Below are 14,004 nucleotides of genomic sequence, written 5' to 3'. Positions count from 1 at the left end.
TCCTTAAAACTGTTTTAGCGCGTGCCAGGCGGCAGGAAGATCGTTACGCATCTGCTGATAGGTGGGGAAAAGCTGGTTATAACGCTGCTGCAAATCGGCCGAGGGCGCTTCGGGCGCATCGAGTAACGGCATCACCCAGGTTTTGACGCAGCTCTCCATCGATGGGTAAGCCCCAATCGCCACCGCCGCCATCATGGCGGCACCCGCCGCGCCAGCTTCTTCGCGCTGGCTGATACGCACCGGTGCGCCAATACAGGCCGAAAGGATCTGCCGTAGCGGCTGTGAACGCACCGCGCCGCCGGTTAAGCGAATTTCGCCCGGCAGGCTGCCCATTGCCTGATAGCAATCGCGGGCCGCCATGCCGATACCTTCGATCACCGCACGCACCAGATCGCCAAAGTTGTGGGTGTAACTCAGTCCGGTAAAACTGGCGCGCGCCTCGGCATTCACAAAGGGTCCACGCTCACCGGCAATCGAAATATAGGGGTGATAGAGCAGGCTGCCGGGCTTCGCGGCGTTGAGCCAGCGATCGATATGTCCGACTAAACGCGCGTGATCGATTTCGCAGCCAAAACTGTTCAGCAGCTCGCTGGCGAGGTTTAACAGCCAATCGAGATTAAGCGTGGACGCCATATTGGTTTGCACCTGAGTGACACAACCCGGCCACGGCAGCGGAATCACATAGCCGGTTTGCGCCGGATTAAGCCACACCTCATCGATGGTGACGCTGCGCAGATGCACGCCGGTGGAACCGACAATCGAGCAGGCGGTATTGGCTTCACCGGTATGCACGCCCGCGCCGAGTGCTGTCATCGCCATATCGACATAGCCAAGGCAGATCGGTGTGCCGGCGCGTAATCCGGTGGCCTGTGCGGCTGCGGCGGTGAGTGGATGCGTGGTTTGCGTACCCTCGATAATGTCTGGCAGCAGCGTGCGACGATGCTCAAGTCCCAGTGCGGCTATCACCTGATCGTCATAGCGCTGGTGGCGGAAGTTGCCAAAGGTAAAGCTGGCCTCCGAAGGATCGGTGGCGCGAATGCCGGTGAGATTGAGATACAGCCAATCTTTGCAGTGCAGCGCCACTTCGCTGTTTGCCAGTAGCTCGGGGTAGAAGCGATCCATATGCGCCAGCTGCGATCCCTGCTGGCAGGTATTGAGCCCGGTGCCGGTGGCGCTAAAGCGTGCGGCGGCTAACGGCTGCTGATTCAGTCTCTCTACCGTCGGTGCCGCGCGCGCATCCAGCCAAATCCATGCATCGCCAACCGGCTGATTATTCGCGCCCACCAGCCAGCTACCGTCGCCCTGGGCGGTCACCGCGACAGCGACCACGCGCGCCGCCAGATTTTCCACCCGATCGCCCAACTTGCGTATCGCCGTCACCGCATCCTGCCAGGTTTGCGTCATCGACTGCTGCGCTGCGCCGCCTTCACTGCGGTAATAGCTATTTCGTACCGATGCGCATGCCAGCTGCGTGCCTTCCAGATCAAACGCCACCGCTTTCACTACCGAGGTGCCGGAATCCAGACCCAGAATGATATCGCCACTATCCACGTACACCTCCGAGAGAAGAAGAGTTCAGTTCATCGCCGTTAATCACCCCGCAAGGTGTTAACGGTCTGTGATGATTTTGCTAAATAATGTCTTACACCACTTCCCACTGAGATAACATATCGATTGTATTATTTTTCTAAAAAACGAATAAATTTCACACGAGAAAGCGAAGTCGATCACGAAATGAGCGATGTAGGCGAGTAAATGAAAATGAAATATCAGGTGGAAAAGCTATACAAGGCGCGGAAATAGCGGTTTGTGACGCGACCGGCATCAATTAAGCGATCCAGATCGCTCTCCTGAAAAAATTGCGCGTCAGCTGTTGACAATTTAGTCACATCAGCACAATTCTCATCACACAAGTTATCACATTTATAACATTATCGGCGCGATTATCGCAGCTGATAGCTTGAGAGGTCACGTTATGTCCGATGTCTCGATACTGGCTCAACAGATTGCCCGTAAGCGGGTTAAGCGCTACGCGGCGATAGGCATTGTGGTGATCGCCGTTATCAGTGCGATGGCGCTCGACACCAAAGTGGTGAAAATTGGCTCCGCTGATGACGCGCAAGAGCAGGGCTTTTCACCCGACAGCTACGGCCAGAAAACCTTCCCAACCATTCAGCAGGATGTGCAGTCACGTGCCGTAGACGCGAAAACCCTGGCCGATGCGCTACAGGCTAATCAGCAGGACGCAGTGCAGAAATATGGCGTAGGGGCGCCGCTGCCGGTGTTCGCGGTAAAACTGCAAGGCGTAGTGCAGGCGGGTCAGATGGGCATTTTCCCGCTGAAAATCGACGGATTAGCGGGGGATATGCAGGTGCGACTGCAAACCGGTCCGGCGATTACCGGCACCGATCTGCGTGACGCCAGCGGCAAGATTCAGTTCGGCGATTTCACTAACCAAATCGAGTATCAAAATGCCGGTTCAGCCATTAATCGCGCAATGAAAACCGCCGTGCTCGACCCGCTGGATCGCGACGCGCTGCCGGGGAAAACCGTGCAGGTAGTCGGCGTGTTCCGTCTGCTCAACGCGAAAAACTGGATGGTGACGCCGGTAAGCATGGAGGTGAAATGAAACCGTTCAATGTTAATCCTGCCTTGCTAAAAGGCGAGGTGATCCTGCAGGCGCGCAACATCAGCAAAATTTACGGCTCCACGCACGCGCTGAAGGGCGTCAATTTCGAGATTCGTCGTGGCGAAGTGACCACGCTGTTTGGTGAAAACGGCGCGGGTAAATCGACGCTGATGAAAATTTTGTCTGGTGTGATTACGCCAACAACCGGGGAAATTCTACTACACGGCGAAGAGAAAACGTTTCGATCCGCCACTGAAGCGCGTGACTGCGGCATCTCGATTATCCATCAAGAGCTCAACCTCGCGCCAAATATGAACGTGCGCGACAACATCTTTATGGGGCGCGAAATCATGAAGCCAGGCGGCGTCGATTACGCTGAAGAGGCGCGCGTGACGGCGCACCTGATGGCGGCGCTGGAAGAGGAGATCGATCCGCTTACGCCGGTAGAAAACCTGCGTCTCGGTCAGCAGCAGATTGTCGAAATTGCCCGCGCGCTATCGGTGAACTCACAGATTTTAATCATGGATGAACCAACGTCGGCGCTGAGCGCGGCAGAGGTAGCGGTACTGTTCCAGGTGATTCGCGATTTAACCAGCCAGGGCGTGGCGATTGTCTATATCTCGCACCACCTGGAAGAAGCGCTGGAGATTACCGACCGCGCGGTGGTGCTGCGTGACGGTGCGATGACGGCGTATGCCAAACGCGATGAGATCGACCTCGAATGGATCGTGCGCAATATGGTGGGCGACCATTTTGATCTTGGCTCGCCGCCGCAGGGTTATGAGTTCGGCCAACCGGCGTTGACGGTAAAAGATCTCACGCTGAAGAGTAAAACCGGCATCCGGCTGGTGGACAACCTGTCACTGGCGGTACGGGCCGGTGAGATCGTCTGCATTTATGGCCTGATGGGCGCCGGACGCACCGAGCTGCTGGAGTGCATCGCCGGACGTCTGCCGCAAAACAGCGGGCAGATTCTGCTGCAGGATACCGATATTTCCGCACTGACCATTTCACAACGCATTCAAATCGGGCTGGCGCTGGTGCCGGAAGATCGGCAACGCGACGGCCTGGTGCAAACCATGTCGGTGGGCGAGAACCTGTCGCTCGCCAGCATCGGCGACTTTGTACGTGGCCTGGTGCTGTCGAGAAGTCGTGAAAAGCAGCTGGTTAACGACAATATTCGCAATGTCACGGTGAAAACCGCCGGCGGCGAAGCGGCGATTGGGTCGCTCTCCGGCGGTAATCAGCAAAAAGTGGTGATCGGCAAGATGCTCGCCACCCGTCCTAAGGTGATTTTGCTGGATGAACCGAGTCGCGGCATCGATATCGGCGCTAAAGCGGAAGTGTTTCGCCTGCTGGCGGAGAACGCCAAAAAAGGGCTGGCGGTGGTGTATACCACGTCGGAAGTGGGCGAGTGCCTGAGTATTGCGCATCGCATTGTGGTGATGAGCAAAGGGCGCATCTCCGCCATCTTCGATGCGTCAGTCAGCAAAGAACGCATTATGGCCGCTTCAGGCGAGTCTCTGGTGGCATGACATGAAAAACGGAGCAAAACAGATGAGTGACAGAACACAAACGCTGGCTTCGCCGCCGGTGGCCGCAGCAAAAAAGCGTGATAAACAGCTCAACGTGGCGCGCCTGCTACTGGAAGGGCGTGCCTTTATCGCGCTGCTGGTGATTATTGCGACTTTTTCCTTCCTGTCGCCTAACTACTTTACCGGCGCCAACTTTCTTACCATGGCGTCACATGTGGCGATCTTCGGCTTGCCGGCGATTGGCATGCTGTTGGTGATCCTGAACGGCGGCATCGATCTCTCGGTGGGATCAACGCTCGGTCTGGCGGGCGTGATGGCCGGATTTATGATGCAGGGCATCAATCTGGAGGCGCTCGGCGTGGTGCTCTATCTGCCAGTGTGGGCGGTAGCGATTTTGACGCTGGTGGTGGGCGCGCTGGTGGGCTTAGTCAACGGCGTACTGATTGCCTGGTTCCGCGTCCCGGCGTTCGTCGCTACGCTTGGCACCATGTACGTGGCGCGCGGTATTGCGCTGCTGATCACCAACGGCCTGACTTACAACAAACTCTCTGGCAGCGAAGCGTTAGGCAATACCGGTTTCGACTGGCTTGGCTTCAACCGCATCTTCAATATCCCGGTCGGCGTGCTGGTACTCGGCGCGGTGGCGCTGGCCTGTGGCTTCCTGCTCAGCCGCTCGGCATTTGGTCGCTGGCTCTACGCTTCTGGCGGCAATGAACGTGCTGCCGATCTGTCGGGCGTGCCGGTGAAGCGCATCAAGATCAGCGTATACGTTTTGTCCGGCGTTTGCGCCGCATTAGCCGGGCTGGTGCTCTCTTCCCAGCTCACCTCGGCAGGGCCAACGGCGGGTACCACCTATGAGCTAACGGCAATTGCCGCCGTGGTGATTGGTGGCGCGGCCTTAACCGGTGGACGCGGTAACGTGCGCGGCACGCTGCTTGGCGCGTTCGTGATTGGTTTTCTCTCTGATGGCCTGGTGATTATCGGCGTCTCTGCTTACTGGCAGACGGTGTTCACTGGTGCCGTGATCGTGCTAGCGGTATTGCTCAATACCTTGCAATACGGGCGGCGCGCTCGCTAATTCACGCGCGCTGCTTCAGCAGCGTGCGGATATCCGTAAAACCTGTACCCCAATAATAACGGAGCACCTACTATGTTCACAAAACGTCTCTTCATCGCTGCTGCGGCGATGGCCATTACCACCTTTGCGGCACCCACCTGGGCCGACAACGGCTTAATGACCATCATCGTTAACGATCCCTCTAACCCTTACTGGCTGACAGAAGGTCAGGTGGCGCAAAAGGCCGCTGAAAAGCTCGGCTACAGCGCCAAAGTCAGCGCGCACAAAGGTGACACCAACACCGAAAGCCAATTGATTGATACGGCGATCACCAACAAATCCAAAGCGATTATTCTCGACCCGGCTAACGCCGATGGATCGGTCGGATCGGTGAAAAAGGCCATCGCCGCTAATATTCCCGTGTTTATCATTAACGCCGAGCTTAATCAGAGCGGCCTCGCCAAAGCGCAGCTGGTCTCGAATAACGCCCAGGGCGCCGCGGTCGGCGCGATGGAGTGGGTGAAGCAGGTGGGCGATACCGCGAACTATGTTGAGCTGGTTGGCCCGCCATCGGATAACAATGCCGCCACCCGCGCCAACGGTTTTGATACCGTATTGACGCAATACCCGACCCTGAAAAAAGTCGGCCAGGAAGTGGCCAACTGGGATCGTACCCAAGGCTTCAATAAGATGCAGTCGCTGCTGCAGGCCAATCCCAACATTAAAGGCGTGATCAGCGGCAACGACGAGATGGCGCTGGGCGCCATTGCTGCACTGAAAGAGGCGGGCAAGCTGAATCAGATTAAAGTTGGCGGCTTTGACGGATCGCCTGATGCGGTTGACGCCGTGAAAGCCGGCACGCTGGCCTACACCGTGATGCAGCCGGTGGCACAGTTCGCGCAGAAAGCAGTAGAGCAGGCGGACAGTTTCCTGAAAACCGGTAAAACCGGTGCCGCATCCGAGAAGCAGCTGTTTGACTGCATCCTGATCACCAAAGAGAACGCCGGCAACTTCGCCTCGCCGTTTGTGTTGAAGCAGTAAGTTACAGAGCGCACAGTCCTGTAGCGGCGCGATTCATCGCGCAATAAATTGCGCCGCTACGGTACGTGCGATCATCATTACCTGTCGTCATTTGCCAAAACCTTGTTTAAACGCTGTAATAAGTGCCGAACCCGCTTTTCGCTTCAAACCGGATGAAATATGGCGCACAACCCGCAGGACTCTTCCCTTGGCGTTTTTATGGCCGAAACCCTCCCCAGCGATAGCCGTCAGGCACGCCAGCTGGCGCGTCGCCAATTGATCGCTGAAGCGGTAATGGCTGAAGGGGCGATTCGCATCGAAGATATCACCGATCGCTTCGGCATCAGTTTGATGACCGCACACCGGGATATCGATGAGATGGTGGAGCGTGGGCTGCTGCATAAATCTCGCGGCGTGGTTTCAGCCACGCCAACCAGCCTCGTCGAATCCAGTGATATTTACCGTGCCACGCGCCAGCTGGAAGAGAAGCAGGCCATTGCCGATGTGGCCGCGACTTATCTGGAGCCGGGCCAGGCCATTTTTCTTGATGATTCCACCACCGTATTGCAGATGGCGCGGCTGCTGGCCGCACGCGCGCCGCTGACGGTGATCACCAACTCGCTAACCTTAATGAACGAGCTGCGCAACGGCCGTGATATCACCTTAATGGGGCTGGGCGGACAGTTTTATCACTGGTGCAATGCCTTTATGGGCCGCATGACGCGCGAAGAGATTGCCAGCCTGCGCGCCGACGTGTTTTTCGTCAGCATGTCGGCGATTATCGACGACGCGGTGTTCCATCAGTCCGCTGAGACGGTAGAAACTAAACGCGCGATGTTTGATGCGGCGCAGAAACGCATTTTGATGATGGATGATACAAAGTTTGAACGTCGGGCGCTGCACCGCTTTGCGCATCTCAGTGAATTCGACGTGGTGATTGTCAATCAGGGCACGCCGGTACCGATTCTGCGCCGTATGCAGGATTTGGGCGTCAACGTCGTAGTGGCACCGATGAAAATAGCCAGCCACGTTCCATCGTAAGCAATGCATTATCACGCTGCGTCTCTTTACATTTATTTAAATATATCGAGACTTAATTGCTTTTTTTAGTTTCTTTAACACTCTTGTTAATTATTCAGGGGTTTCCTAGTCATAATATTGCCAATTTGCTCTACGTTTACTATTCGGCCAAATTTCAGAATGATGGGGTATCTGATGCTGATTAAACTTAAACGTACGCGCACGCATGATGAGGATCGCAATCTGGCGATGTGGTTAGCCACCGCCGCTGGAGTGCTTAATGCGATCGCCCTCGGGGCATTTGGTTTTTTCCCCTCACACATGTCAGGCAATACCTCACAATTATCCAGTGAAGTGTCGAACGTTAATTTCCGCGACATCACCTTTTTAGCTACCATTCTGTTTGCTTTTGTTTGTGGCGCGGTCACCGCCAGAATGGTGGTGATTAGCGGATTGGCCAATGGCAACCGGATTATTTTCTGCCAGATTCTCTGGGTGGAAGGGCTGGCATTAATATTATTATCGCTGTTTGAAATGTTCTTTTATTCATCGGCCAATAATCGCGAAGTTATTGTCATTCTGGGCTTCCTGATGGGCATACATAATTCAACATCAACGCAATTATCCAATGGCCGCGTACGCTCAACCCATATTACCGGCACCTTAACCGATGCCGGGATTTCACTGGCTTCGGTCATAGCGGCGCTGTTTCGTCGCGATCCGTCGAAAAACGTATCCGGGCAGAAGCGCCAGCTGTGGACGCATCTGACCACCATTTTCTCCTTCCTGATCGGTGGCATTGTCGGTTTGATGATGTTCAAACATCTCGGCTTTAAAGCCATGGCGATGGTTGGTGCCATTCTGTTGATAGTCGCCACGCTGGCGATGGTGAGAACGGTGGTGCGGGTAAAGCGCACGGCGGCATAACCTGGTGATGACGAGCAAAGCGGCTCCGCTTAAGCCGCTTTGCTAGTGCCAGCTTCAAATAGGAATTTTTACCTTCCACAGCGTCTGAAAACCCCTTAAATTCACGCCGACGAGCAGTGCCAGTCACAACAGATTGGGTATTTTAACAACAATCAAATAAACACTTTTGCATGCCATAAAATAATGGCAGTGAGGCTTTGTATGCTTTTAAAACGCAGCTGTAAAATTGCTATGGTTATGTTGGTGATGTTTTCGGTGACCGCTTGCGGCATGTCTCATCGTGGCAGAAACACCGCGATTGGTGCCGGTGTCGGTGCCGTAGGCGGCGCGGTATTAACCGGCGGCAGCACCTTCGGCACGCTGGGCGGTGCGGCGATTGGTGGCTTAATCGGACATGAAGTGAGCCGTTAATTTTCTTGCCATTGAGATTCGCTGCCTTATTTAGCGGCAGCGAATCATAACAACCATTACTATCTGGAACACTCCGCTTCATTGCTTATTGCTGGTGAATAGAAAAATGTCTTAAACTTACTCATTTAATCATCCAGATTAACAAGGTATTTGAATATGGAATTTCACCATAAAGCGTGGAAAGAGAAAGCTTTAGATTTAGCTAATCAAGGTATTTCTCTGGGTGTAATCAATGAGAAGCTTGCCTCAGCTTTTGCCTGGGCTGCTGCGGCTGAATTAGCGAAGGCACATCTACGAGACGACGAGATTTATTTCTGGATTTTGGGTGGTTATGGCGCAGCATTAGTGAATTGTCAACGCTATCATGAGGCTATTGAAGCAGCAAAAGAAGCGCTTGATTGGGAAGCGAAGCATGATCAAATACTTTCAAGAATGACAATGGCCCGTGCGCTCTACAATATGGGTGCCATTGACGGTGCAAAAACCTATTTTCAGCAAATCTATGCCATGAAGAGTGAAGACATTTATCAAGCCTTCCCTGAAATTGATCGGCAGACACTCACTGATTTGATCGAATTGTCCTGATACGCCATTCCAATAGGTTTCGGGGCGTTAGTTGCTCGCTGCATTAATCTGGAAAACGTTTGTCATGGAGATTCACCATAGCGAAAAGCGATCGGTGAAGCAGGGCGCGCATTACTGGCCGAGATTCGACGAGCGTTAACTACATTATAATAAAATGGCCTTAGGGCATTTTCGTCTGTGCGATAATTCTGAGCTCAATATCTACGTGGTCGTCAACAATACCGACTAGCCGATCAACGCGGAAAGCCGTGCGTTCGGTATTGATAAAATAGTTAATCGTCTCAGCCTGTGCTGTCGAACACATCAGGAATAAAAGGCTGACTAAATAAGTAGAGCGGATCACGGGTTTACTCCAGTTCTGTATATGCAGAGTTAACACTTATCGAGCCGAATTTATTCAATCTATTTTTCAGGGCGGCGAACGTTGGCTGGAGTCATTAGGGTAGGAGATAAGGTTTGTTGGGCCTGAGTGCGCATTGGCATATCTCATTTAACATAATCAAGATTATGCGCACTTAGATTGTAGCACCCCAATAGTAATGTCCGCCTGGGAGATGCGGATATTTTGTTGGACTGGTTATGTTGAGATCCTCAGATGCTGACGGTATTTCACCGGGCTCATTGCACCTAGTGAGATTTTAATACGCTCCTCGTTATACCAGCGTATGTACCTGTTCAGGAAGCACATAAAATCTTCCAGAGTTGTGCCTGCCCAGTTTCTGCCGTAGTACATTTCATTTTTGACACGCCCGAAGCACCGGATTGGTGATGCATTGCTCTACCGGATACTGACGCTGCTACGCGAAAATTACGTCGGCTTCGGTCCCACACTTGCCGCAAAAACGCTCCAGCCGCGTCACGGTTTTACACCGTTCCGTTTGAGATATTATGCCGCCACCAGACTCTGAACGCGGCACGCTCAACGCCATCCGGATTTTTCAGCCGGACATCCTCTCAGTCAGGCAACATGAACTCAAGCAAACCATGGTAAATACCTGATTAATAGCCCTAATCCACGCCAAAAGCCCCTTCCAATTTAAATTGACTTCAATCTAATTTATGTCAATATATTTGTCGCCAACGGGAAGGCTTTTATCGTCTGTTTTCCTTTGTGCCTGTCGTAAAAAGAGTGATACGTAATCAGAGTGCTGGGGATCTTCGTGGTTTCTACGGGAGCTGCCCCGGTCGAGAATTAGTGGTGATATGAAAGAGTTAAACGATGAAGTGTGCTGTACAGGACCAGAAAATGAAGCACCGGTTACCGTCGATCAGTTTCTGTGCTTTGCACTTTATTCCGCATCCCTTGCGATGACTAAACTTTATCAATCAAGACTAAAGCCCCTTGGCCTGACATATCCCCAATATCTGGTGATGCTCGCACTGTGGGAAAAAGATAATGTCACGGTTTCAGATCTAGGCGCACGCGTTCAGCTCGATTCAGGAACACTCAGCCAGTTGTTAAAACGACTTGAGCAGAGCGGCGTGATCTGCAGAACGCGAGATGTGGGACGCGATGAGCGCAGAGTACTGATTTCTGTTACCGCGCAGGGTCAACAATTGAAAATTGAGGCTGCCGGCGTTCCCGCCGACATGGTGTCAGTGATGGATACACCTTATGAGGAACTGGCGGATTTGACCGTGAGAATTGCCGAGTTGCGTAAAAAACTTATTAGGGCACTCCCCTGACGGGCTTTGAGCATAGGGAAGTCATTCATTCACCTAACTATTTTGGAACAGGCTGTAATTTTATCAGCTAATGAACTCAGGAGTTTTTATGTCATTTGATAAATCAGAAAATATGGATGACATTCATGCGGTAATAGGTCATGCAGTCTCATGCTTGCTTAAATCCGATCAACCTTTGCAAATTGACCTGATCACCGCGCTTTTGAAACAACATGAAGAACAAGCGCCGATTCAGCTCAAAAGAGGTTATGTTGACGCCATGGGCAAAATCGCGGAAAAGATGAGCTAATAAAAGGCGTTGAGCAATGCGTCGATACCTCACAAGGTGTGCCCTTTGCCCTATTCCTGCTGTTCACTGAATTGGTATTACAATTAACAAAAGCGTTGGCATATGAGTTAAAGCAGAGCCTTAAATCAGTGCTTTTTATCATCCCGAGCATAGTTTTGATGACTAAACGTCGCATCACCGAAATCCCGCTCAATACTCAACTTGTTTGTCCTGACGCTATGGCTTCTTATCTCCGTCAACGCGTATTGACAGGCCGCCTTCTTGTAACTTTCTTCTTCTTTTTCCGCCATAAACTCGAGTTTTGCAATGAGTGCCACAGGCGATATCGCAATGCCATCTTCTAAAAGCGCCAGAAGAGCCTCGCCAATCATTCTGTCTTTCATCAGTTCATCGTAACTTCTATTCATCAAGATCTCTGTATTGTCACTGTTTCCCAGGCATGAGTGCGTTAGCAATGGTGTTGTTCTGTCTCGCAAAATCAACATGCGTTGGTCAGGTTAAGAGAAAAATATTGTTTTGTAAAACTGAATCCGCTGCGACGTGCGGCGGTTGCAGCCTGGTGCAGTAAACACGCTATTTATAGCCTGAATGCCACTTCCAGTTTATCGATATGAGCCTGCCATTCTGCCGGTTTTTTCTTCTGGAAAGTTTCCAGGTTAAACAGTTTCCATTTCACTGATGGGAAATCCTGGAAGTTAAGCACATCCAGCAGCAGCTGGACTTGTTTTCTGTAGGTATCCTTCATTGGCCTGACTCCAGTTCCTTTGGAATAGTTATCTGATATTTATTACTCAAACTACCGCCTGGAACGATGACTCTTTTACCACTTCCCAGGTTAATATTTTCGGTTTTTAGAAAACTGAACCAGTCATGACCGGCTTTCTCTGCCATGTAGAGGAAGAGCCTTTTTACTTTTATCGACGTGCAGCTTTCAAGCAGCTTTTGCACGGTGAGTGGCCGCAAATTATTTAAGCCCTCCATCAGCTCGAAGACTTCCATCAACGGCTGGTGATCGGGTGCCAGATAAAGGCATTCCATAATGGCTCGAGCCGGGCTCGATACCTTTACTTTGAATGACTTATGCTCCATCTCAATCAGTCCGAGGTTCGGAGGTAGAAAACCCGACGACTTGCAGTCTATTTGCATACTCCAGTCATAACTCTCATACCATTTGGGCAGCTTCTCCCCAGGCGGACCGAAAAGCATCACGCGATTTTCATTCAGGCCTAGATAATGTGATTTGCCCTGGAGAGCAAGTGCCGTTTTGGCAGCAGGATGGATTGCCATTCCCAGCTGTGACTGTAGAGCATAGAGTCCGCCAAGGTAGTCAACTCTGTCGCCCTTGCGTATCACCGCGCCCGTTCCAATTGACTGAAACCACTGGCTTTTACGGTACTGCTTCTGCAACTCCAGGCTGTATCCCTGCTCTATCAGCCACGCGGAGGTAAGCACCACTCCAGCAGGAATGGTGCTCAACAGATGGTTTAATTTTGATGGTTTTAGGGTAGTCATAATGCTTTTATAGATTATTTTTCAAACCATAGCAAACTTTTGGTTTGAAAATATAATTATTAAGGTACTAAAGGTACCCTTTAGAAAATTTATTTAAACCATTCATTGGGAATTGGTTTGTGGTAAGGCTAGGTTGGCATATAGCGCTGGAGCGCCGTCATTCATTTAAATCTCGCCCGCCACTCCCTAAGGTGCGCCTTCAGCTACAGTTAACATCATCAACCATTTCAGAACGATGACCTGCATGAGCGCTTCATTAACCACTCACCTGTTCGCCCGTTTGCGGCTACTGATTTCAATTATTGCTGGCGTCATTTGTTATTACGCACTTCCGGCGCAGTTAGGCATGATGCAGCGCATGTTAATTGGCTGGAATGCTTTGGCGTGGTTATATCTGTTTTTTATCTGGTTTCGCATGTTGCGCACCGAGGGGAAAGATATTCAGCGCATTGCCAAAATACAGGACCAAAGCGCCGCTTTAGTGTTAGGCATGGTGATTTTTGCTTGTATGATCAGTATCGTCGCGATTCTGAGTGAGCTTTCATCCCTGCACGCTCTCACGGGAACGCCGCGCGCGCTGCATTTACTGCTAACGGCGATGACGCTGATTGTGTCGTGGGCATTACTGCCCAGTTCCTTTGCAATGCACTATGCCCACCATCACTATCTGCACCGCAGCAAAGACGTCACGCCGATGATCTTCCCGGAAAAGCCTGACGATCCCGACTACTGGGATTTTATCTACTTCGCCTTCACCATCGCCGTCGCGTCGCAAACAGCGGATGTTGCCACCGGCACCACGGAAATGCGCAAAATAACGCTGTTGCAATCGGTCATCTCGTTTATCTTCAATCTGGCGATACTGGGGTTATCGGTAAACGTGGGTGCCGGATTGCTGAGTTGAGCCAGCAACAGCAGCGGATTAACGGCGACCTTTAATCACTGACGCTTTCCAGTTGAAATCGCTGACTTCGCTCTCTTTCAACGATTCCGGTTTCTTGCGGCGGGTCGGCGTTTTTTTGGCTTTTTCCGCGATGGCTTTCTCTTTAGCCAGTTTCGTGGTCATAACCTGTTGCCGGGCTTCTGCCGTGAACTCTTTCTCTTTTTTGGCGTCCGGCTCTTTGCCGGTGCGCTGGCGATACTTCTCTACCAACCCGCGCATCACCTCTTCTACCGCCACGCGTTCATTGAGATTGAATTGATCGATGGAAATCATTTTCTTGTCGTTCATAGCGTATCGTCCATTAGTGAATTCGCAGCCACAAGTGTACAGCATTGAGGTGGAATTACCGGCAATGAAGATCGCCCCATTGCCGCTAGCCTGGCTTTCTTG

The 14,004-nt window shown here is 51.9% G+C and carries 16 protein-coding genes and 1 pseudogene; 11 read left to right on the top strand and 6 right to left on the bottom strand.

The genetic code is table 11. The annotated features are described in order from the left end of the window. Positions 1-3: 3 nt before the first annotated feature. Entirely contained in the window at positions 4-1,551 is a 1,548-nt protein-coding gene (locus PMI17_RS08850) for an FGGY-family carbohydrate kinase (RefSeq protein ID WP_007888396.1), read from the bottom strand. Positions 1,552-1,975: 424 nt separating this feature from the next. Here PMI17_RS08850 and PMI17_RS08845 point away from each other — a divergent pair, with 424 nt between their 5' ends. The 8 genes from PMI17_RS08845 (at position 1,976) to PMI17_RS08810 (ending at position 9,184) form a co-directional block, all read left to right on the top strand. Then, positions 1,976-2,629, top strand: a complete 654-nt coding sequence (locus tag PMI17_RS08845) for a DUF2291 domain-containing protein (protein WP_007888392.1) — start codon at positions 1,976-1,978, stop codon at positions 2,627-2,629. Beyond that, a complete protein-coding gene (locus PMI17_RS08840) occupies positions 2,626-4,164 on the top strand; it encodes a sugar ABC transporter ATP-binding protein (RefSeq protein WP_007888391.1) in 1,539 nt (512 codons plus the stop codon). Before PMI17_RS08845 ends, PMI17_RS08840 begins: the two co-directional genes overlap by 4 nt. A gap of 22 nt (positions 4,165-4,186) precedes the next feature. After that, complete coding sequence (locus tag PMI17_RS08835; protein WP_007888390.1) at positions 4,187-5,242, top strand: ABC transporter permease; 1,056 nt, start codon at positions 4,187-4,189, stop codon at positions 5,240-5,242. Between the two features lie 72 nt (positions 5,243-5,314). Further along, positions 5,315-6,262 (top strand): D-ribose ABC transporter substrate-binding protein, encoded by a 948-nt coding sequence (locus PMI17_RS08830; RefSeq protein ID WP_007888383.1) that lies wholly within the window; start codon positions 5,315-5,317, stop codon positions 6,260-6,262. A 159-nt stretch (positions 6,263-6,421) separates the two neighbouring features. Further along, positions 6,422-7,282: a DeoR/GlpR family DNA-binding transcription regulator gene (locus PMI17_RS08825; RefSeq protein ID WP_007888381.1), complete on the top strand. Its 861-nt coding sequence runs from the start codon at positions 6,422-6,424 to the stop codon at positions 7,280-7,282. Between the two features lie 174 nt (positions 7,283-7,456). After that, positions 7,457-8,188: a YoaK family protein gene (locus tag PMI17_RS08820; RefSeq protein ID WP_036620629.1), complete on the top strand. Its 732-nt coding sequence runs from the start codon at positions 7,457-7,459 to the stop codon at positions 8,186-8,188. A 201-nt stretch (positions 8,189-8,389) separates the two neighbouring features. Continuing rightward, a complete protein-coding gene (locus PMI17_RS08815) occupies positions 8,390-8,599 on the top strand; it encodes a glycine zipper 2TM domain-containing protein (protein WP_007888377.1) in 210 nt (69 codons plus the stop codon). A 156-nt stretch (positions 8,600-8,755) separates the two neighbouring features. Beyond that, the gene (locus PMI17_RS08810; protein WP_007888375.1) at positions 8,756-9,184 is read left to right on the top strand and encodes a hypothetical protein; all 429 of its coding nucleotides are present in this window, start codon (positions 8,756-8,758) and stop codon (positions 9,182-9,184) included. 577 nt (positions 9,185-9,761) lie between these two features. Here the strand turns inward: PMI17_RS08810 and PMI17_RS24785 are convergent. After that, positions 9,762-9,941: pseudogene (locus PMI17_RS24785) on the bottom strand (IS3 family transposase); the annotation flags it as partial. Between the two features lie 446 nt (positions 9,942-10,387). Here PMI17_RS24785 and PMI17_RS08800 point away from each other — a divergent pair. After that, positions 10,388-10,870, top strand: coding sequence for a MarR family winged helix-turn-helix transcriptional regulator (locus PMI17_RS08800; RefSeq protein ID WP_007888373.1), 483 nt, complete (start codon positions 10,388-10,390; stop codon positions 10,868-10,870). A gap of 88 nt (positions 10,871-10,958) precedes the next feature. Then, positions 10,959-11,159 carry a hypothetical protein gene (locus tag PMI17_RS08795; RefSeq protein WP_007888372.1) on the top strand — a complete coding sequence of 67 codons (201 nt, stop codon included), beginning with the start codon at positions 10,959-10,961 and terminating at the stop codon, positions 11,157-11,159. Between the two features lie 125 nt (positions 11,160-11,284). Here PMI17_RS08795 and PMI17_RS24475 read toward each other — a convergent pair whose 3' ends face one another. From PMI17_RS24475 to PMI17_RS08785, 3 genes are all read right to left on the bottom strand, one after another. Continuing rightward, positions 11,285-11,566 (bottom strand): hypothetical protein, encoded by a 282-nt coding sequence (locus PMI17_RS24475; protein ID WP_007888371.1) that lies wholly within the window; start codon positions 11,564-11,566, stop codon positions 11,285-11,287. A 170-nt stretch (positions 11,567-11,736) separates the two neighbouring features. Further along, positions 11,737-11,904: a hypothetical protein gene (locus PMI17_RS25365; RefSeq protein WP_007888370.1), complete on the bottom strand. Its 168-nt coding sequence runs from the start codon at positions 11,902-11,904 to the stop codon at positions 11,737-11,739. Next, positions 11,901-12,671, bottom strand: a complete 771-nt coding sequence (locus tag PMI17_RS08785; protein ID WP_007888369.1) for a type IV toxin-antitoxin system AbiEi family antitoxin — start codon at positions 12,669-12,671, stop codon at positions 11,901-11,903. The genes PMI17_RS25365 and PMI17_RS08785 overlap by 4 nt, the downstream gene beginning before the upstream one ends. A gap of 244 nt (positions 12,672-12,915) precedes the next feature. Between PMI17_RS08785 and PMI17_RS08780 the strand changes: the two genes are divergently transcribed. Continuing rightward, a complete protein-coding gene (locus PMI17_RS08780; protein WP_036620626.1) occupies positions 12,916-13,575 on the top strand; it encodes a DUF1345 domain-containing protein in 660 nt (219 codons plus the stop codon). Between the two features lie 18 nt (positions 13,576-13,593). On the opposite strand, the gene PMI17_RS08775 is transcribed toward PMI17_RS08780, so the two are convergent. Next, positions 13,594-13,902, bottom strand: a complete 309-nt coding sequence (locus PMI17_RS08775) for a hypothetical protein (RefSeq protein WP_007888365.1) — start codon at positions 13,900-13,902, stop codon at positions 13,594-13,596. Between the last annotated feature and the right edge of the window lie 102 nt (positions 13,903-14,004).

It is taken from the genome of Pantoea sp. GM01, from assembly GCF_000282675.1.
In the GTDB taxonomy this organism is placed as follows: Bacteria; Pseudomonadota; Gammaproteobacteria; order Enterobacterales; family Enterobacteriaceae; genus Pantoea; species Pantoea nemavictus.
Note: the sequence above shows the minus strand (reverse complement) of the source record. Positions and strands in the feature narration are given on the sequence as shown.